19 protein-coding genes are annotated in these 19241 nt (G+C 35.4%); 2 read left to right on the top strand and 17 right to left on the bottom strand.

What is annotated here, in order from left to right; all coding sequences use genetic code 11:
* From leuS to hflX, 16 genes are all read right to left on the bottom strand, one after another.
* The coding region (gene leuS / locus RQ893_RS03590; protein WP_311481681.1) for a leucine--tRNA ligase at window positions 1–1717 on the bottom strand (1717 nt) is incomplete at its 3' end.
* Between the two features lie 8 nt (window positions 1718–1725).
* A complete protein-coding gene (gene asnS / locus RQ893_RS03585) occupies window positions 1726–3114 on the bottom strand; it encodes an asparagine--tRNA ligase (protein ID WP_311481680.1) in 1389 nt (462 codons plus the stop codon).
* Entirely contained in the window at window positions 3104–4423 is a 1320-nt protein-coding gene (locus RQ893_RS03580) for a replication-associated recombination protein A (protein WP_311481679.1), read from the bottom strand. The genes asnS and RQ893_RS03580 overlap by 11 nt, the downstream gene beginning before the upstream one ends.
* Before the next feature lie 25 nt (window positions 4424–4448).
* Window positions 4449–4916: a transcriptional regulator NrdR gene (gene nrdR / locus RQ893_RS03575; RefSeq protein WP_311481678.1), complete on the bottom strand. Its 468-nt coding sequence runs from the start codon at window positions 4914–4916 to the stop codon at window positions 4449–4451.
* Window position 4917: 1 nt separating this feature from the next.
* Window positions 4918–6012, bottom strand: a complete 1095-nt coding sequence (gene ftsZ, locus RQ893_RS03570; protein WP_311481677.1) for a cell division protein FtsZ — start codon at window positions 6010–6012, stop codon at window positions 4918–4920.
* Window positions 6013–6062: 50 nt separating this feature from the next.
* Window positions 6063–6851, bottom strand: a complete 789-nt coding sequence (locus tag RQ893_RS03565; RefSeq protein ID WP_311481676.1) for an FtsQ-type POTRA domain-containing protein — start codon at window positions 6849–6851, stop codon at window positions 6063–6065.
* Entirely contained in the window at window positions 6852–7931 is a 1080-nt protein-coding gene (gene murG / locus RQ893_RS03560; RefSeq protein WP_311481675.1) for an undecaprenyldiphospho-muramoylpentapeptide beta-N-acetylglucosaminyltransferase, read from the bottom strand.
* The gene (gene murD, locus RQ893_RS03555) at window positions 7928–9244 is read right to left on the bottom strand and encodes a UDP-N-acetylmuramoyl-L-alanine--D-glutamate ligase (RefSeq protein ID WP_311481674.1); all 1317 of its coding nucleotides are present in this window, start codon (window positions 9242–9244) and stop codon (window positions 7928–7930) included. The genes murG and murD overlap by 4 nt, the downstream gene beginning before the upstream one ends.
* The gene (gene mraY, locus RQ893_RS03550; RefSeq protein ID WP_311481673.1) at window positions 9241–10191 is read right to left on the bottom strand and encodes a phospho-N-acetylmuramoyl-pentapeptide-transferase; all 951 of its coding nucleotides are present in this window, start codon (window positions 10189–10191) and stop codon (window positions 9241–9243) included. Before mraY ends, murD begins: the two co-directional genes overlap by 4 nt.
* 18 nt (window positions 10192–10209) lie before the next feature.
* A complete protein-coding gene (locus RQ893_RS03545; protein WP_311481672.1) occupies window positions 10210–10587 on the bottom strand; it encodes a hypothetical protein in 378 nt (125 codons plus the stop codon).
* Window position 10588: 1 nt separating this feature from the next.
* On the bottom strand, window positions 10589–11509 hold the full coding sequence (rsmH, locus tag RQ893_RS03540) for a 16S rRNA (cytosine(1402)-N(4))-methyltransferase RsmH (RefSeq protein ID WP_311481671.1): 921 nt from the start codon (window positions 11507–11509) through the stop codon (window positions 10589–10591).
* Window position 11510: 1 nt separating this feature from the next.
* Window positions 11511–11924: a division/cell wall cluster transcriptional repressor MraZ gene (gene mraZ / locus RQ893_RS03535; protein WP_311481670.1), complete on the bottom strand. Its 414-nt coding sequence runs from the start codon at window positions 11922–11924 to the stop codon at window positions 11511–11513.
* Between the two features lie 109 nt (window positions 11925–12033).
* Window positions 12034–12834, bottom strand: coding sequence for a prolipoprotein diacylglyceryl transferase (lgt, locus tag RQ893_RS03530; RefSeq protein ID WP_311481669.1), 801 nt, complete (start codon window positions 12832–12834; stop codon window positions 12034–12036).
* A gap of 1 nt (window position 12835) precedes the next feature.
* Window positions 12836–13567, bottom strand: coding sequence for a YebC/PmpR family DNA-binding transcriptional regulator (locus RQ893_RS03525; protein WP_311481668.1), 732 nt, complete (start codon window positions 13565–13567; stop codon window positions 12836–12838).
* A 2-nt stretch (window positions 13568–13569) separates the two neighbouring features.
* Complete coding sequence (locus RQ893_RS03520; RefSeq protein WP_311481667.1) at window positions 13570–14214, bottom strand: YigZ family protein; 645 nt, start codon at window positions 14212–14214, stop codon at window positions 13570–13572.
* Window positions 14192–15427 carry a GTPase HflX gene (gene hflX / locus RQ893_RS03515; protein WP_311481666.1) on the bottom strand — a complete coding sequence of 412 codons (1236 nt, stop codon included), beginning with the start codon at window positions 15425–15427 and terminating at the stop codon, window positions 14192–14194. The genes RQ893_RS03520 and hflX overlap by 23 nt, the downstream gene beginning before the upstream one ends.
* 116 nt (window positions 15428–15543) lie before the next feature.
* Here hflX and RQ893_RS03510 point away from each other — a divergent pair, with 116 nt between their 5' ends.
* Window positions 15544–18444 carry a transglycosylase domain-containing protein gene (locus RQ893_RS03510; RefSeq protein WP_311481665.1) on the top strand — a complete coding sequence of 967 codons (2901 nt, stop codon included), beginning with the start codon at window positions 15544–15546 and terminating at the stop codon, window positions 18442–18444.
* Between the two features lie 128 nt (window positions 18445–18572).
* Here the strand turns inward: RQ893_RS03510 and RQ893_RS03505 are convergent, their stop codons facing one another.
* Window positions 18573–18824 (bottom strand): GlsB/YeaQ/YmgE family stress response membrane protein, encoded by a 252-nt coding sequence (locus tag RQ893_RS03505; protein ID WP_209771458.1) that lies wholly within the window; start codon window positions 18822–18824, stop codon window positions 18573–18575.
* 127 nt (window positions 18825–18951) lie between these two features.
* Here RQ893_RS03505 and RQ893_RS03500 point away from each other — a divergent pair.
* Window positions 18952–19241 (top strand): response regulator (locus RQ893_RS03500; RefSeq protein ID WP_311481664.1); only part of this gene is annotated, 290 nt, incomplete at its 3' end.

The raw sequence follows: 19241 nt of genomic DNA, 5'->3' as shown, positions 1-19241 counted from the left end.
GGATCATACCATGGCTTGTCCTCTTCATGTATGGTTCTTTGGTTGGAACTACGCCTATATCATATAAAACCTTGTGCCAAAATCTAGAATATAATAAGTGGAGGGTTGTATGCTCCATTCCACCATTGTACCAATCAACTGGTGTGAAGTAGTCTAAGGCTTCCTTGCTTGCTAGAGCTTTATCATTATGAGGATCTGCATACCTTAGATAGTACCAAGAAGACCCTGCCCATTGTGGCATGGTGTCTGTCTCTCTTTTGGCTGGCTTACCGCAGTGTGGACAGGTTGTATTTACAAATTCGTCAATCTTTGCAAGTGGAGATTCACCTGTGGCTGTTGGTGTGTAAGACTCAATTTCAGGTAATTTTACTGGCAAATCTTTTTCATCTACTGGCACCCAACCGCAATCTTCGCAATAAACCATTGGAATTGGTTCACCCCAGTATCTTTGTCTAGAAAATACCCAGTCACGGAGTTTGAAATTGGTCTTTGCCTTGCCGAGGCCTTTTTCTTCAATATAGGCAATGGCTTTTTTCTTTGCTTCACTAGCTGATAGTCCGTTTAGAAAATCAGAATTAATTGATCTTCCTTTTTCAATGTCTGTTACTGGAAGTTCTTCTTCTGAGTCATAAACAGGGATGATTGGCATATCAAATTTCTTGGCAAATTCAAAGTCACGTTCATCGTGAGCAGGAACTGCCATGATTGCACCTGTACCATAACCCATTAAAACATAGTCAGAAACCCAAATTGGAATTTCTTTTTCATTTAGAGGGTTAATTGCAGATAGGCCTTCAATCATGACTCCAGTTTTGTCCTTGTTTAATTCTGACCTTTCAAAATCAGATTTAAGGCTGGCTTGGTGTTGGTAGTCAACAATTACATCATAGTTTTTTATTTCGTCCTTGTATTTTTTTAGGATTGGGTGTTCTGGAGATACAACCATATAAGATACACCAAAAATTGTATCCGGTCTGGTTGTATAAACTGTAAGTTTTTCGTCCTTGCCCTTGATTTTGAAATTTACATCGGCACCATGGCTTCTGCCAATCCAATTTATTTGGCTAGTCTTTATCCTATCTTCAAAATCAACATCAGCAAGGTCATCAATTAACCTATCTGCATAGGCTGTAATTTTTAGCATCCATTGGTTTTTAAGCTTATGCTCAACATCTGCCCCACATCTTTCGCACTTGCCGTCAACTACTTCTTCGTTAGCAAGACCAACAAGACAAGAAGGACACCAGTTTACTGATGTTTCAGATTTATAAGCAAGACCTTTCTTATACATTTGTAGGAAAATCCATTGGGTCCACTTGTAATATTCTGGATCAGTTGTATTTATTTCCCTATCCCAATCGAAGGAAAAACCAATAGATTCCATTTGGCCCCTAAAGTGGTCGATATTTTTTTCTGTAATAATTGCTGGGTGGATTTTATTTTCTATTGCATAATTTTCTGCAGGAAGACCGAAGGCATCCCAACCCATGGTATAGATTACATTTTCTCCCTCAAGTCTTCTCTTACGAGCCACAACATCTATAGCTGTGTATGGACGAGGGTGGCCAACGTGGAGACCTTGGCCAGATGGATAAGGAAATTCTACAAGTGGGTAAAATTTCTTTTTATTCCTATCTATTTCAGACTTGAAAGTTTTTTCTTCTTTCCATATTTTTTGCCATTTTTTCTCAATGGCATTTGGATTATATTCTTTCATCATTCCTCCTAATTTTCCCTTGCAAAGGCATTTACATACCTAGGATAAGCTATTACGTCTCTAATGTTTTTCATGCCTGTGACATACATCATAGCTCTTTCAAAGCCGAGACCAAATCCTGAGTGAACAACTGTACCAAACCTTCTTAGGTCAAGGTAGTTTTGATATTCTTCTGGTTTTAGACCATTATCTTCCATTGATTTTACAAGTTCATCATATCTTTCTTCCCTTTGAGAACCACCGATTAACTCACCAACTCCTGGCACAAGCATATCAAAGGCAGCTACTGTCTTGCCATCGTCGTTTCTCTTCATGTAGAAGGCCTTGATGTCTTTTGGGTAATCAGTAACAAATACTGGACCTCCTACGATTTGTTCAGACAGGTATCTTTCGTGTTCAGTTTGTAGGTCCATGCCCCATTCAACTGGGAATTCAAATTTTTCGCCAGATTCTTTTAATAAGTCAATAGCCTTTGTATAGGTAATCCTTACAAATTCGGAATCACGAAGTTTAGTTAGTCTTTCAATTAAGCCCTTATCTATCCATTGGTTGAAAAATTCCATTTCATCTTTGGCATTTTCTAGGATATAGTTAATGGCGTATTTTATCATGTCTTCTGCTGTATCCATGCAAACATTGTAGTCTGCAAAGGCCATTTCAGGCTCTAGCATCCAAAATTCTGCGGCATGTCTTGGGGTGTTTGAAACTTCTGCCCTAAAGGTAGGACCGAATGTATAAACATTACCAAAGGCAAGAGCATAGTCTTCTGCTTCTAGCTGACCAGATACAGTCATATAAGATTTTTTGCTAAAGAAATCTTTATTGTAATCGACTTTTCCATCTTCTCTTCTTGGTGGATCGTTAGGGTCGATAGTTGTAACATTAAACATTTCACCAGCACCTTCAGCATCGCTTGCTGTGATGATTGGTGGATTTACATAAACAAAGTCTCTTTCTTGGAAGAACTTATGAAGACCAAAGGCTAAGATTGAACGAAGTCTAAAGACTGCCCTGTAGGTATTTGTTCTTGGCCTAAGATGAGGAATAGTTCTCATAAATTCAAAGGTTTGTCTTTGCTTTTGGATAGGGAATTTTTCTGATGATTCACCTAATACGACTACCTTATCTGCTTGGATTTCGTAAGGATTTTTTTTATTGCCTGTGGCAACAAATTTTCCTTCCACACACAAAGATGCAGATAGGTGTTGCTTGTCAAGTTCGTCGTAATTTTCAATTTCACTACCAACTACAACTTGGAGGTTTTTAAAAGTAGAACCGTCATTTAGGTCGATAAATCCTACGTTTTTGCTAAATCTAGAGTTTCTTATCCAGCCTTCGATTGTTACTTTCTTATCAACGAAGCTGTCCGCTTCTCTCATTAATTCTCTAATCTTCATTTTTGCCTTCCTTTATTTTTTCTAATCTTTCAATCATTTCTTTTTCATAGCCTAGGTATTTTGCCTGATAAAATTTTTCGCCTGCAAAATCATCTGGCAAGTAAGTTGTATTTACATATCCACCATGGTCGTGAGGGTAAATATATTCTTCTGTAATTAGGTTTTTACTCCCTGGATAATGGCTATCTTTTAATTTGTTTGGTACAGTCTTATCTTGATTTGTTCTTACAAAATCAAGAGCCTTATCTATGGCAAGATAAGTTGTATTACTTTTGACAGCTGCTGCTAGATAAGTGACGGTCTGGGCTAATATTATCCTTGCTTCTGGTATTCCTATCTTGTTTACCGCTTCAAAGGTCGAATTTGCTAAAACCAAAGCAAAGGGATCTGCGTTTGATATATCCTCTGCCGCAAAAATTATCATCCTTCTTGCTATAAATTTTATATCTTCGCCAGAAACTAGCATCTTAGCCAAATAATACAAACTCGCATCTATATCTGACCCCCTCATCGACTTGATAAAGGCCGAAATAGTGTCATAGTGTCTGTCACCATTTTTATCATAAACAGCAATCTTTTTTGTTGTAGAATTCTCAATAGTTTCAGAGTCTATTTTTATTCTACCATCTTTTTCATTTTCTGAAAATATAGCGATTTCTAAAGCATTTAAAAGGGCTCTAGAATCTCCGTTTGAGTATTTTATTAACTTATCCCTCGCCTTATCGCTAAGACTTATATTTTTATTTTTTAAAACCTCATCAGTATTAAGGGCAAGGTCTATCAAGTCATTAAGATTTTTATCAGTTAGTTCCTTTAATTCAAAGACATACATCCTTGAAATCAAAGCCTTGTTTACTTCAAAGTAAGGATTTTCTGTTGTAGCTCCTATAAGAATTATAGTCGCATCTTCCACAAAGGGTAGGAGATAATCTTGCTGACTTTTGTTAAACCTATGGATTTCATCTACAAATAAAATTGTTTTTTTATTTTCATAGGCTAGGTTATCCTTGGCAATTTGGATTTTTTCTTTTAAATCTCCTATCCCACTAGCCACAGCTGATACTTCCTCAAAGGCCATATGGGTTGAATTTGAGATAATCTTTGCCAGAGTTGTCTTTCCCACACCAGGCGGCCCATAAAAAATACAAGAATAAATCCTATCGGCCTTGATCATCCTTCTTATAATCTTGCCCTCACCTACCAAATGTTCTTGGCCTATGTAGTGATCAAGTGTTTGGGGTCTAAGTCTATCAGCCAGAGGAGCAGATTTTTCCATTTCAATTTTTCTATTTAGTTCAAATAAATCCATACTTCTTCCTTAAAGAAAAAAGATGCTAAGAGTTAGCACCTTTATCATCTTTTAAATTTATAATCTCCTCATAGAAGGACTCCAAATCCTTAAATTCCCTATATACAGAAGCAAATCTGACATAGGCTACAGAATCAAGATTTTTTAACTCATCCATGACAAGCTCACCTATATATGTTGAAGTCACTTCTTTTTTTCCAGTGTGGTTGACTTTAGTTTCGATGTTTTTAGCTACTTCTTCTATTTGATCCATTGTTACTGGTCGTTTTTGGCAAGATTTTACAATTCCTGAAATCACCTTTCTTGGGTCAAAGGTCTCTCTTGTATCATCTTTTTTGATTATCATTACAGTTGAATCTTCATACCTTTCATAGGTTGAAAATCTTTTATCGCAGTCTTCGCAGAGTCTTCTCCTGCGGATAGCCCTGTCATCATCAGTCGACCTAGAATCAACTACTCTGGTATTGGTTGAGTTGCAATAGGGACATCTCATATTATTTTAAGAAATCTGGAAGATCTATATCGTCAAAAGGATTTGATGATTTTTTTACTTGACTTGCTTGCGCATTTCTTTGTGGAGCTCTTAGCTCATCAGCCCTATTAGCGTTTCTATCAGACCTACGAGCTTTTGAGTTATTGTCAAAACCTGTTGCAATAACAGTAATCTTGATTTCGTCTCCTAGAGATTCGTCTTGGCCAACACCAAAGATAATATTTGCATCAGAGTCAATAGATTCTCTAATTAATTCTGCAGCTTCGTTTGCTTCCATCAAGCCGACTTCTGCAGCAGTAACGTTAAGTAATACTGCATTTGCTCCTTCAATGCTTGTTTCAAGAAGTGGAGAGTTAATTGCAGCCTTAGCAGCATCAACAGCTCTGTTTTCACCGCTTGCCCTACCAATACCCATGTGAGCTATACCTTGATCGCTCATGATTGACTCAACATCGGCAAAGTCTAAGTTGATTACATTTGGAACAGCAATCAATTCTGAAATACCGCTTACAGCATCCATTAAAACTTGGTCAGCCATTTTGAAAGCTTCTACCATTGATGTTCTTTTTTCAACTATTTGAAGGAGTCTATCATTTGGAATTGTAATAAGGGTATCTACATTTTCCTTTAGTTTTTCAATACCTGCTTCTGCTTGGCTTGCTCTTTTCCTACCTTCAAAGGTAAATGGTTTTGTAACAACACCTACAGTTAGGATGCCAAGTTCCTTAGCAACTTGAGCTACAATTGGAGCTGCACCTGTGCCTGTTCCACCACCCATACCAGCTGTGATAAAGACCATGTCGCTACCTTTGATAGCTTCTTCAATTTCTCCCTTAGATTCTTCTGCTGCCTTTTCTCCAACACTTGGATTTGCACCAGCACCTAAACCTCTTGTTAATTTTTCACCAATTTGAAGTCTTAAATCTGCATTAGATTCTTGAAGAGTTTGTAGGTCAGTATTAAGTGCTAAAAACTCAACTCCTGATAGTCCGTTTTCTCTCATCCTGCTGATAGCATTATTGCCACCGCCACCAACTCCTACAACTTTAATCTTAGCTAAAGAGTTGCTATCCATATCAATGTTAATATTTGCCATAAAATCCCCCTATTGTTTATTCTACTTATTAAGATTTTTACTAAAAGACTTTACTTTACAACCACAATAGGATTGTCTCCGTTGTTTAAGTTGATACTTACCGCTTCTAGTCCCTTGTTTTTTATATCTTGTAAGGTTTTTTCTAGCAATTTAATCTTAAAAGAAATATTATTTAAATCGCCAAACTTAACCTCAATACCTTGTATCATTATACCAATATCAAGTTTATTTTCCAAATTTAATTGGCTTACACTCCCAATTAGGGAGGAAGCTTGTAATTGTTCTATAAAATCTTGGATAGCCTTTGATGAAGTAAAGCTTTTTCCAATTGTTGTTTCTATATTGCTCGCCTTAATTTCAATGAATTTGGCTTCTTTGCTCTTTGGTTTCTCATCTGTAATCAAACCATTGTTAGTGATAAGAATTTTCTTGCCATGTTTTTTAATTTCAAACATAGGAAAATCCTCTTCTACCTTTACAGATAAAATCTTAGGAAAAACCTTCCTTACCTTGGCTGATCTTATATATTCCAAACTCTTTATATCTTTTTCATATTTTTTAGGATTGTATAATAGAATATTTTTGCCAAGTGGTGATTTAAGTTTTTTAATTATTTCTGTATCATCTGTAACCCTATTACCGTTTATATATATATCTTGAATTTTCATATAAGGATGAGTGTAGACATTATATAAAACACCTAATAAAAAAGCTAAAAACAAGGCAAAGATGAAAAGCTTGGAGTTGCCAACTTCTTTACTATGTTTTTTGGCTATATATTGCTTGTTAAATACTCTAGATCCTTTTTTTATTAACCTATCGTCGTTTTTATTTGTCATTTATATTAGCTCTCTTAACTGCTGGTAGATTTTATCCAAAGCTTTATCATCAGCTAGCTTACGAGCATTATCCCCCATGTTTTTAATTTTTTCCTTATCCTCTATTATACTCATTATTTGAGTTTTAAGGAAGCTAGCAGTCAAATCTTTTTCCAAAATCATAAGGCTAGCTTTATTGTCAACATAGGTACGGGCATTATATTCTTGATGGTTTTCAGTTGTATATGCCTTTGGAATCAAAATCGAAGGTTTGCCAACAGACGAGATTTCCGCAAGACTCATAGCACCACTTGAAGCAATCACTAGGTCTGATACGGCATAAAACAAGTCAATATTATCAATGTATTTGAATGTCTTGAGATATTTTGTTTTATGAGATTTTTCTAGAAAATCATCGTAATACCTATTTCCTGTTTGATGGAGGAGATAAAATTCACCATTCAAATCTTTACTCATTTCTATAACAGCCTTATTTAAGGCAAAAGAACCATTTGACCCACCAAAAGAAAATACTACCGGGATTTTTTTGTCAATCCCAAGTTCCTTGAGGTCTTCGTCTGTATATGATAGGTTGAAATTATTTCTAACAGGGTTTCCGGTAACTACAATATTGTCTTGTTTTTTAAAGTGTTTAGCTGCTTCTTTATAGGAAATTAAAACCTTATCTACCCTTGGAGATAAAAACTTTGATGCCATGCCTGGATAAGAATTCGATTCGTGAACTACGGATGGAATTTTTGCCCTAGTAGCCTGGTATAAAATAGGTGCACAAACATAGCCACCTGTACCAATTACAAGATCTGGCTTAAAATCTTTGATGATGCGCTTAGCTTCTATAAAACCTTTGATATTTTTAAAAATAGCCTTAAAAAGTTTTTTATTTATTCTTCTAGGGATTCCCATAGCATCAATGGATACAAATTTATATCCGTTTTTTTCAGCAATTTTTTCTTCTGGACCACCATTTATGCCTACATAAATAATATCTGCATCAGGATTTTCTTCCCTAATTTTTTGCCCAATGGCGATAGCAGGATAAATATGACCCCCTGTACCACCACCTGATAAAATCACTCTCATTTTTCTTCCAATCTATTTACAAGGTCCTTAAACTCATCTCCCCTTACCTCATAGGACTTATACATATCCCAAGACGCACTTGCAGGAGAAAGTAAAACCACTTCGCCTTTTTTTGCATTTTTATAGGCAGTGTCTATAGCTTCTTTCATATCCTTTACTAAGATATATTTAATACCGTATTTTTCGCACAAGGCTTTTAATTTTTCCTTGGTAGCACCCATTAGAACCATGACCTTACCATTTTTCTTAAAAGCCTTAACAAAATCTGTATAATCAATATGTTTGTCATAGCCACCAGCTATTATAAGAATTGGCCTATCAAAACTTTCGATTGCTTTAACAGAGCTATCTACATTAGTCCCCTTGGAATCATTATAAAAATCAATTCCACAAAGAGTTCTTACGTATTCAAGCCTATGGGAAATCGACTTGAAAGTTTTTATCGCCTTTACAATATCAACTAAATCCAAGCCATACAAATAAGTAAGTAAAATAGCTGCCATAACATTTTCATAATTGTGACGACCTATTACGGATAAATCTCTAACATCAAGGATTTCAGTAATATTACAACCACCATTTCTTAGGCAAATCATATTTCCATCAAGGAATAGTCCCCTATCGACCATATTCCTACTTGAAAACTCATAGACCTGGGCCTTAAAATCCTTGATATGATTTTGGCTTATTTCGTCCTCATGATTTATAACTAGAAAGTCGTTTTCATCTTGATTTGCAGCGAGTTTTAGTTTGCTAGCTATATAATCATCAAAAGATCCGTGCCAATCAATATGGTCTTCCTTTATATTTAAAATCGCACCAATATGAGGTTTGTATGTCGATGTATCATGAAGCTGGAAAGAAGAAAGTTCTTCTACAAAGACTCCTTTTTTCTCATACATCTGCCACAAAATCCCCTCGCCAATATTTCCTACAGCGTAGGCAGGATGACCACACTCATTTAAAATGTGAGCAACCATTGAAGTTGTAGAGGTCTTACCATTTGTACCGGTAATGGCTATTTTTTCTTTATCAGAAAAAATCCTCTGACTAACTTCTATGTCAGATATTATTTCATTATCTTTTTCTAAAAGCTTCACAATATCATCTGTTGGCTTAATGCCAGGTGACTTTAAAACAAAGTCATATTTGCCAAATTTTGAATCAGAAATAGGGCTATACTTATAGCCCTCAAGTTCTTTAATATTTTCTTTATTTTTATCATAGGTGTAAACTTCGAAACCCAACTTATCCAAAGCTTTAACTGAAGAAATTCCTGTTACACCAAGTCCATAAACTAAAACTTTTTTCATAGTATTGCCGCCAAAGTAATCAGACATAGGATTGTAGATAAAATCATAAATCCTATCACAATTTTTTGCTCCTTATAACCTTTTAATTCAAAATGATGGTGGATAGGTGTCATAAGAAAAACTCTTTTCTTATTTCTGTACCTATATGAAATTACCTGAATAATTACAGATAAAGTCTCCATCACATATACTCCCCCAAATATCACAAGATATATAGGAATTTTTAAGTTAATGGCTAGGGCAACTACAGCTCCCCCTATTGCCATTGACCCGGTATCACCCATAAAAACGCTGGCTGGATTTGAATTGAAAATTAAAAATCCAAGTATTGATCCAAGCATAATCATGGAAAACATTTCATTTGTACCTGCCTTTGCAAGAATTGCAAGGCATATAAAAACTGGTATTGACACACTTACCAAAAGTCCATCAAGCCCATCTGTTAGGTTTGTGGCGTTTGTGCTACCTACTATTATAAAAATCATAATAGGTATACCAAGTATTGATACTGGTAGGTAATAAGATGTAAATGGTATTAAAAGTCTAGTTATTGAATCTTTGTCATTAACATAGGCTAGGATTGTAATTAAGCCTGCCAAGATGAATTGTAAAACTAGTTTCTGCTTAGGGGTAAGTCCTTCTGACTGATGGAGAACGAGTTTTCTAAAATCATCAATAAAACCAATTGCTCCAAATCCTAGCATTGAAACTAACAAAATTAGAGTTTCGAGATTTTTCGGAAGAATAATTATACTCATTAGGAGGCTAACAATTATAAAAATTATTCCTCCCATGGTAGGGGTTCCTTCCTTGGCCATATGGCTTTGAGGTCCTACTTCTCTAATATTTTGTCCGATTTTTTTTCTTTTTAGTAGGGGAATGATGACTTTACCAAGTCCCATACTTAGAAAAATGCCAATTATTGTTATTAAATAAATATTGTCCATAATAAATCCCAACGGCAGTTAATTGTTATTGTCTTTTTTGTAAACCATACCCAAGTCTTCGATAGCATATCTTTGAATTCTATTAAGATCTATTGCCTCATCAAGATTATTTTGAAGCCTATCTCTTTGGAGCTCATAGCTTACTATTTCTGCCTGTAGTCTATTATACTCAAATCTATCATTTGACAAGTTTATTCTTTTAATTATTAGAAAAGTTGCCATAGTAGCGATAAAAGCGAAGGTAAGCAAAGAAATAGCAAATTTGAAATTCCTATCTCTTTTCCTAATCTTCTCGATTTGGTATGACCTTGAAACTTTTGGTCTTTCTTTTACCTTTAGTCTGACACGGTTTTTATTATTATTTTTTGCTATTCTTTTTTCAAAACGTTCAGCCATATCATATCCTTTGACATACTCTTAATTTTGCAGGTTTTGACCTGGAGTTTTCCTTTAGTTCATCAGCTTTGGCTGTAATAGGCTTTTTGGTAATGATTTTTACCTTTGCCTTATGATTACAAACACAAACTGGAATATCTGGTGGGCATATACAGCCTGTTGCCAGATCTTTAAATTTATTTTTAACTATCCTATCTTCTAAAGAGTGGAAAGTAATTATCGCTAGTCTGCCATCTTTATCAATAAAATCTATTATTGTGTCGATTGCTTTAGTAAGGACATCAAGCTCTCTATTTACTTCTATACGAAGCGCCTGAAATACCCTCTTTTCAGGATGAGCTTCCGAAAATCTCGCAGATTTCATAACAATATTTCGGAGTTTGAAAGTGGTATTAATTCTTTCGGTTGCGCGAGCTTTTACGATATTTCTTGCTATGGCTTTGGAAAATCTCTCTTCGCCGTAGTCGAAAAATATTCTAGAAAGCTCATCCTGAGAGTATTCATTGACAATTTTCTCTGCTGTTAACTCATTTTGCCTATTCATTCTCATATCAAGAGGTCCATCGTGCATATAGGAAAATCCACGTTCTGGATTGTCTATTTGATATGAACTGACACCTATGTCCATTAGAGCACCATCAATTTTATTAAAACCAGCTTCAGTTAAAACTTTGCCTATGTTTTCAAAATTAGTATTGAAAAATACCTTATTATCATAAGCTTTGAGATTTTCTGAAGCAGCATCAATGGCAGCTTTATCTTGGTCTATGCCTATTAATAAGCCCTTTTTAGAAAGTTTTTCTAAAATTAATTTAGAATGTCCTCCCTTACCAAGGGTGAGGTCTGCATAAATTCCGTCAGGTTTAATATTTAAATTTTCTATACATTCTCTATAGAGAACTGGCGTATGTTCAAATTTCATATTATTCATCCATAATATCGGACAAATTCACCTCTACTTCATTTATATACTCTTCCCAGATTTGCTTATCCCATATTTCTATGGTTGTGTTATTACCAATTATCATGGCCTCATCTGAGATTGACGCATAGTCCTTCAAAGATTTGTTAATCAAAATCCTCCCTTGCTTATCAAGGTTGACTTTGACAGTGGATGAAAAAAACAGCCTTTTTATGGCACGATTTTTCTTATTTTCATAAATAAGTTGGTCAAGAGAAGCAGATCTTTTTTGAAATTCCTCTTCGGTATAAACTACCAAGGACTTTTCTGGTCCTTTTGTTAGGTAAAAATATCCATCAAGGTCTTCCCTAAAGTCGCTAGGCATCATTATTCTGTTTTTATTATCCAATTTGTGGACGTATTCACCTAGAAACATCTTCTACCACCTTTTACCACTATCTTCCACTTCATATTTATTTTATCCTATTTATTAAAAAAAAGCAAACAAAAAAGACCGGTTTTTAAATCCGGTCTAACTTTTGTACTTATTTAAATCTAATAATCTTCTCTTCTTTTACACTTTTCTTTTCTTTATAAAAATATGGTGGGAGGTTTTCTCTCTTGGCATAAATTAACAAACTTATACCTACAAGCATAAAAACTATTGACACAAGTTGTGCTGTTCTTAGGCCAAATACATATAGAGAATCAGTCCTCAATCCTTCTACAAAAAATCTCACTATCCCATAGGCCAAAAAATAAATTCCTGATATAAAACCCTTGGCTGGATTTTTCTTTCTATATAATACTAAAAATAGAAATATTAAAAAATCTCCGAGTGATTCATAAAAAAATGTTGGATGAACCTTAACTCCATCTATAATTATGCCCCAAGGCAAATCTGTTGGATAGCCATGGGCTTCAGCATTGGTAAAATTTCCCCAACGGCCAACAGCTTGGGCAAAGACAAGGGATGGTGAAAGGATATCTGTAAGGTCTATCATCGGTATTTCTCGTTTTTTGCTAAAGAAATATAGGGCGATTAGGCCAAAGATAATTCCGCCTTGGATGGCAAGGCCTCCCCCTCTGATATCAATAATTTCTTTTGGATGGGCCCCGTAGTAGTCCCATTCAAAAATCACATACCAAAGTCTTGCGCCAATTACTCCTACAGGCAGGATTGCAAAAAGGATATCATCAACAATTTCTGGTTTAAATCCCCTTCTTTCAAATTCTTTCTTAGCAAATATCGCTGATATAAGGATTCCTGAAACAATAATTATCCCATACCAATAAACATCTAATCCAAAGATTGAAAAAGCAACCCTATTTATATCAAATTCCATCCTAGTCCTCGCTTGGGCTAGCCCAATTGTTATAAACCTCTTGAACGTCATCGTTGTCTTCAAGAGCGTCAACTAATTTGAAAAGTTTTTCATGGTGGCTAGGGTCAACTTCAATTTCATTTGCTAGGTAGGAAATATTTGCACTTTCGATTTTGTATCCTGCTTCTCTTAGCTTGTCTAAAACATCATTAAAGTCATTAACTTCTGTAAGGGCCTCATAATATCCTTCGTCAAGGTCTTTTATGTCACTTGCTCCTGCTTCTAGGGCATCCATCATAAAGTCGTCTAGGTCTTTGCCCTCACCATTTACAACAATTTCTCCCTTTTTCTCAAAAAGGAACATTACTGATCCGTCTGTGCCAAGGTTTCCACCAAACTTATCAAAGATATGTCTAATATCTGGTGCAGTCCTGTTTTTGTTATCAGTTAGGCAGTCAACTATAAAGGCAACTCCGCCAGGACCGTAACCTTCGTAGATAATTCTTTCAAAATTATCTCCACCTGCTTCTCCGCTTGCTTTTTTGATAGCTCTGTCTATGTTATCATTTGGCATATTATCTGCCTTTGCCATTTCAATAGCTGTTTTTAGACTTGCGTTGTATTCAGGATCAAGACCGCCTTCTCTAGCAGCTACTGTTATATTTCTAGCATGTTTGGTAAAAATTTTACCTTTTTTTGCATCTTCGCTACCTTTTTTGTTTTTGATTTTACTCCACTTATTATGTCCAGACATTTTTAACTCCTTACTTCATAGAGCATAAGCTCTTCTTTTTTATTTATTATTATATTTGCACTTGTCATATTGATTAGGTCTAAAGAAAATTTTTCGTACCTATCATTCCTTACATAAAGTTCAATCTTAACTTCATCTGTGTAGGCTTTGTCAATTACTTGGTAGTTTTCTTCATTCAAATAATTTTCTATTTGACCTAGGATAGTATAAGACAAAATTAATTCTACTCTCAAATAGTCTCTTTTGTAAAGGGCATTGGGTCCAACTGTGTCAGCCACTCCCTTGGTATAGGCACGAATTAATCCGCCCTTGCCTAAAAGTTTGCCTCCAAAATACCTTGTTACAACAACGGCTACATTGGTTACTTCCTCTTTTTCTAGAACTGATAACATGGGTAGACCTGCTGAGCCTTGGGGTTCCCCATCATCGTTATATCTTTTAATTTCCGGCTTTTCGTTTATTATATAAGCTGTGCAGTTGTGGGTTGCATCCTTATATTTTTCCCTAATTTCTTCTATAAAATCCAAGGCTTCTTCTTCATTTTCAACGTGTTTGGCAGTAGTGATGAAGACTGACTTTTCTACCTCAAACTCAAAGCTTATAGTCCCCTTTATTGTCTTATAGTCATTTGTCAATGTAGGATTCATACTTACCATAGTCTCCCTTACTTATTTCAAGCTGAATTTTTGTCCCTGCATTATCATAATCAGTTTTTAATATATCATAGTTAGTCATGAAATAATCAAGGACAGCTCCTTTGGAAAAAGGGATGTGCATGTTAACTAATTTGTAGTCTTCCTTGATGACTTTAACTATCTCTTCTTTGAGTTTTTCTAAATCTTTATCATCCTTAGCGGAAATAAAAATCCTCTCAAAGTCTCTCTTATATAAAGAAACAGTTGTATCATCCTTGACCCTATCCATCTTATTGAAAACGTAGATTATTTCCTTATCATCCATCTCAATTTCGCCCAGAGACTTATCTATAGTTGAAATTTGTCCTTCTATATTATTGCTTGCGTCAACTACAATCAAAAGCATATCAGCAAACTTTATTTCTTCTAGGGTTGTCAAAAATGAATCATTTAATTCTTTTGACAAGTTATCAATAAAGCCAACTGTGTCCGTAAGAGTGACTTTTGTATTTGAAAAATCAAGGCGTCTTGTAGACGTATCAAGGGTTGCAAAAAGAAGGTCATCAGAATAAACATATTTTTCTGAGCCAAATAGCTTCATCATCCCATTTAAAATAGTAGATTTTCCTGCATTGGTATAACCAACCAGAGAAATATTATAGGTACTATCTCTTGATTTACGATTTAGACGTTTAGTTTTTTCTATATCCTTGAGTGCCTTTTCTAGGGATCTAATATCTCTTTCAATGGCCCTCCTATCAGTTTCAAGCATGGTTTCTCCTGGTCCTCTTGTACCAATTCCACCTGCCTGACGAGAAAGATAGGCAAACCACTTATTTATCCTTGGTAATTGATATTTAAGCTGGGCAAGTTTTATTTTAAGCCTAGCTTCCTTAGTGTGTGCCCTTTGGGCGAAAATATCCAAAATTAAAGATGTCCAGTCAACAACCTTTAGTTTTAGTTCTTCTTCTAAGTTATATAATTGACTAGCTGATAATTCTACATCAAATATTATGGTCTTCACTTCTAATTTATCTGCCAAATCCCTAATTTCTTCAAGTTTGCCCTTGCCAATGTAATATCTCGGATTGACCTTGGTAACTACTTGACTTACAAAGGCAACTGACTTTCCACCAGCGGTGTTTATCAGAGATTCTAATTCATATATTTTTATTTCTTCATCGTCATCCCTCTCTAGGACGTTGACTTGTATTACTTCTTGCATAAAAATCCTTTCCATTTCATTATACTTTTATCTAAAATTTAATAAAGGATGGAAGTTCTTGACCAAACATGATAAAATAGTAGTAAGTATAAATTTAAAAATTAAACGGAGGCCACATGTCTAAAAAAATATCCTCTATTATAATAAAAATCCTACTTATAGTTATCCTATTTTTGGGGTCTATTATGATAGTTTTTGCAGGCATAACCGGAGGAGCCATCCTTCAAGTTATGAAGACTGCACCAGAAATTGATGCAGATGCAATCAAATATGAAATGAGTCAAAACTCTACTGTAGTTGACGAAGATGGTAATGAAGTAGATGCCATCGCTACTAGCCAATACAGGGAGATAGTCTCTTATGATCAAATACCAGAAAATTTAAAAAATGCCTTTGTAGCAGTAGAAGATGAGAGATTTTACGACCATAAGGGAATAGATATAATTTCTATTTTGGGATCTATGTTTGAAAATATCAAGGCAGGAGGCATTGTTAGAGGTGGGTCCACTATTACCCAACAGTTAGCAAGAAATACCTACCTAACAAATGATCAGACCTATCAAAGAAAGATTAAAGAAATTTATCTTGCCCTCGAAATAGAAGACCACCTTTCAAAAGAAGAAATCCTTGGTGCCTACCTAAACAGGGTCTTTATGGGTCAAAACTCCTACGGTGTTCAAGCAGCAGCCAATACTTATTTCAATAAGGATGTCAAGGACTTAAACCTTGCCCAATGTGCTGCCCTTGCTGGTATAGTCCAATCACCATCAGAATATTCGCTTTATAAATCAATTAAGACTAGTGAAGTTACTAATGAAAGAGTCCTTGGCGAATTTACCATTGATGGAACAAAATATTCTGCAGTTTTTAATGACGCACCATTAAAACGTGAAAATTACGTTCTTGATAAGATGTACGAACTTGGCTATATAGGCGAAGCTGAATTAAAAGAAGCCAAATCATTTGATATTGCAAAATCAATAGAACCTGCCGAAAGAGCCAACACAGAAATTACATCTTATTTCAACTCCCTCCTTGAAAAACAGGTTGTAGCTAAACTAATGGAAACCCAAGATATGAGCGAAAACCAAGCTTGGGATAGGCTATACTACGGTGGACTAAAGATTACAACTACCCTTGACCAAGATATGCAAAGAAAGCTAGAAGATATCTATGCAGACTTTTCATCCTACCTTATGGGAGATACTTCTGGTTGGGATGTTCCTCCCCTCCTTGACATGAGATATGACAATTGGGGAAATATCGTAAATTCAAGTGGTAGACTCCTTTATTACGCTAAGAGTAATTTCCTAAATGAAAATAACGACATCAGACTATCAGTCGATGATGCCCACAAGGATGAAGAAGGAAATCTCATCCTCACTACAAATAAGGCCTACCTCGATCAAACAAAATTAGTTTTTAGGGACTACTATTCCCTAGATGATGAAAACAGAAATCTAAGAACTCACAGACTTGGTTTTGTTGACTTATCTACCAACAAAAATATCTACCTTGATGGTGATGATAATATAGTAATTTCAAAAAATTACCTCGATCAAAATGAAAACTTCATAACATCTTACGAAGATGGAACCTTTTCTATAAGCAAAGACTATTATGATATAGATTTAGAAGGTGTCATCCAACCACAATCAGCATCTGTAATAATCGATCATAAAACTGGCCACATCAAGGCTCTAATGGGCGGTCGTGACCAAAAGGGCCAAAGAATATTAGACAGGGCATCATCAGTTCCACGCCAACCAGGTTCATCAATGAAACCTATTGCAACCTACCCCCCAGCCCTTGACAACGGCTTTAACCTAGCATCAGGTATTGATGACGTACCATTTATGTTAGACGATAATGGAAAGCCTTGGCCAAATAACGTCTATGGCTACTATATGGGAGTAAAACCTATAAGAGAAGCCATAAAGTTATCTGTAAATACTATTGCAGTATCAACCCTAGATAAGGTTGGTATTGATACATCTTTAGAGTATCTTAAAAACTTTGGCATAATCAAAGACAATGGCGATGATAACTTCGTAACAAGTGATGAAAATAAGGAAACTAATGACGAAAACCTTGCTGCCATGGGACTAGGTGCCATGACCAATGGTCTTACACCCCTTGACATGACAGGAGCCTATGCAGCTCTAGCCAATGGCGGAAAATACCTAGAGCCACTAACATTTTCAAAAATAGTTGACTCTACAGGCAAGGTCTTATTTGAAGATAAGGATAAAATTAGTCATGAAGTAACAAGTCCAGAAACAGCCTACCAAATCACTTCAGCCTTAGAAGATGCCGGTAAGTACTATGGAAATATCTTCCTCAATGGCACAGACTTTGCCACAAAGACAGGTACAACAGATGATTACAACGACTTTTGGTGCATTGGCTACACACCTTATTACACTGTTGGAATCTGGATGGGTTGCGATAACCAAAATATTTCCCTAACAGGTTCATCTATAGATAGGGCCGCCTTAATGTGGAATGTAATTAACAATAAAATCCTTGAAGATTATGAACCAGCACAGTTTGAAATCCCTAAGGGAATTATATCTATGGAAGTTGATACTATGAGTGGTATGCTGCCAACAGAAGCTTCATATGCTGATCCTAGGGGCACTGTTAGGACAGAAATATTTGGACCAAACAATAAACCAACCCACCAAGACGATGTCCATGAATGGGCAACTGTTGATTCTAGAAACAATCTCCTAGTAAGTGAGAAAACGCCAGAAGAATTCATAGTTTCAAGATCCTTTATAAATCCAAAGAGCAACTATACCCCATCTAAATTCGGTTATATCTATCCAAGAGACTGGGCTCAAAGGGTACCAAAGGTCTATTCAGACCTTGGTGAAGAAGAAGATAAAGACAAGGATAAAGATAAGGATAAGGACAAAGATAAAAATAAGGATAAGGATAAAAAAGGAGATAAGAAAGAAGGCGAGGGCAACAAAACCCCACCAGAAGAAACTCCAGAAAATCCTGAACCTTAACAAAAGGGACTGCAATCGCAGCCCCTCTTTATTTTGTCTATATATTAATAAGATATTTCCTTGCTATGGTTAGATTTTTTTATAAAAATTTCCATATTAAAAGCCAGGCTCAAGCCTGGCATAAATTCTTATTTTTTACGGTTTTGGATTAATCCTAGGATAAATAATAAAATTACTGCACCTATTACAGCAGAAATTATTTGAGAAAACTTGCCTCCCATATAGTTTCCAAGTAGCCAGTTACCTAGGTAACCACCAAGTACACCTGTAAATATATTTGCAATGCCTCCCATTTCGGCATCTCTTTTCATTATTCTACTTGCTATCCATCCAGCAAGTGCTCCTATAATTAAAGTCCAAATAAATCCTAAATTTCCCATAATTCCTCCTTAAGATATTATTCTTTTCACATTATATTTATATCCATTTTTTACAAATTTAAACATTGATCACTTTCTAGGACAAAAACCAGCTCTTATATGGTATAATATTTGTGGAAGGTGAACTATGGAAAAGATTAAAATTTTAATAATAGAAGACGAAGAATCTATAAATAATATTGTAAAATCCTATCTTGTAAAAGAAGGATACGAAGTCTACCAAGCCTTTGATGGCGAAGAGGGACTAAAAGTATTTTTACAAGAAGATATTGACCTAGTAATCCTTGATCTAATGCTACCAAAAATGCTTGGTGAAGATGTAATCAAGGAAATAAGAAACAGGTCAGAAGTGCCTGTTATAATGCTATCTGCCAAGGTTGAAGAAAATGATAAGGTCACAGGCCTAAGGCTTGGAGC

It is taken from the genome of uncultured Anaerococcus sp., from assembly GCF_963510915.1.
Classification (GTDB): Bacteria; Bacillota; Clostridia; order Tissierellales; family Peptoniphilaceae; genus Anaerococcus.
The sequence above is the reverse complement of the archived record's forward strand: the minus strand, read 5'-3'. Positions and strand labels throughout refer to the sequence as shown.

What these genes read in the sequence shown, in the direction of transcription:
- RQ893_RS03565 (WP_311481676.1), bottom strand. Translation starts at nt 6,851, where the DNA reads ATGACAAATAAAAACGACGATAGGTTAATAAAAAAAGGATCTAGAGTA.
- rsmH (WP_311481671.1), bottom strand. Translation starts at nt 11,509, where the DNA reads ATGAAATTTGAACATACGCCAGTTCTCTATAGAGAATGTATAGAAAAT.
- nrdR (WP_311481678.1), bottom strand. Translation starts at nt 4,916, where the DNA reads ATGAGATGTCCCTATTGCAACTCAACCAATACCAGAGTAGTTGATTCT.
- RQ893_RS03545 (WP_311481672.1), bottom strand. Translation starts at nt 10,587, where the DNA reads ATGGCTGAACGTTTTGAAAAAAGAATAGCAAAAAATAATAATAAAAAC.
- RQ893_RS03510 (WP_311481665.1), top strand. Translation starts at nt 15,544, where the DNA reads ATGTCTAAAAAAATATCCTCTATTATAATAAAAATCCTACTTATAGTT.
- murG (WP_311481675.1), bottom strand. Translation starts at nt 7,931, where the DNA reads ATGAGAGTGATTTTATCAGGTGGTGGTACAGGGGGTCATATTTATCCT.
- mraZ (WP_311481670.1), bottom strand. Translation starts at nt 11,924, where the DNA reads ATGTTTCTAGGTGAATACGTCCACAAATTGGATAATAAAAACAGAATA.
- RQ893_RS03525 (WP_311481668.1), bottom strand. Translation starts at nt 13,567, where the DNA reads ATGTCTGGACATAATAAGTGGAGTAAAATCAAAAACAAAAAAGGTAGC.
- RQ893_RS03580 (WP_311481679.1), bottom strand. Translation starts at nt 4,423, where the DNA reads ATGGATTTATTTGAACTAAATAGAAAAATTGAAATGGAAAAATCTGCT.
- lgt (WP_311481669.1), bottom strand. Translation starts at nt 12,834, where the DNA reads ATGGAATTTGATATAAATAGGGTTGCTTTTTCAATCTTTGGATTAGAT.
- ftsZ (WP_311481677.1), bottom strand. Translation starts at nt 6,012, where the DNA reads ATGGCAAATATTAACATTGATATGGATAGCAACTCTTTAGCTAAGATT.
- murD (WP_311481674.1), bottom strand. Translation starts at nt 9,244, where the DNA reads ATGAAAAAAGTTTTAGTTTATGGACTTGGTGTAACAGGAATTTCTTCA.
- hflX (WP_311481666.1), bottom strand. Translation starts at nt 15,427, where the DNA reads ATGCAAGAAGTAATACAAGTCAACGTCCTAGAGAGGGATGACGATGAA.
- RQ893_RS03520 (WP_311481667.1), bottom strand. Translation starts at nt 14,214, where the DNA reads ATGAATCCTACATTGACAAATGACTATAAGACAATAAAGGGGACTATA.
- mraY (WP_311481673.1), bottom strand. Translation starts at nt 10,191, where the DNA reads ATGGACAATATTTATTTAATAACAATAATTGGCATTTTTCTAAGTATG.
- RQ893_RS03505 (WP_209771458.1), bottom strand. Translation starts at nt 18,824, where the DNA reads ATGGGAAATTTAGGATTTATTTGGACTTTAATTATAGGAGCACTTGCT.
- asnS (WP_311481680.1), bottom strand. Translation starts at nt 3,114, where the DNA reads ATGAAGATTAGAGAATTAATGAGAGAAGCGGACAGCTTCGTTGATAAG.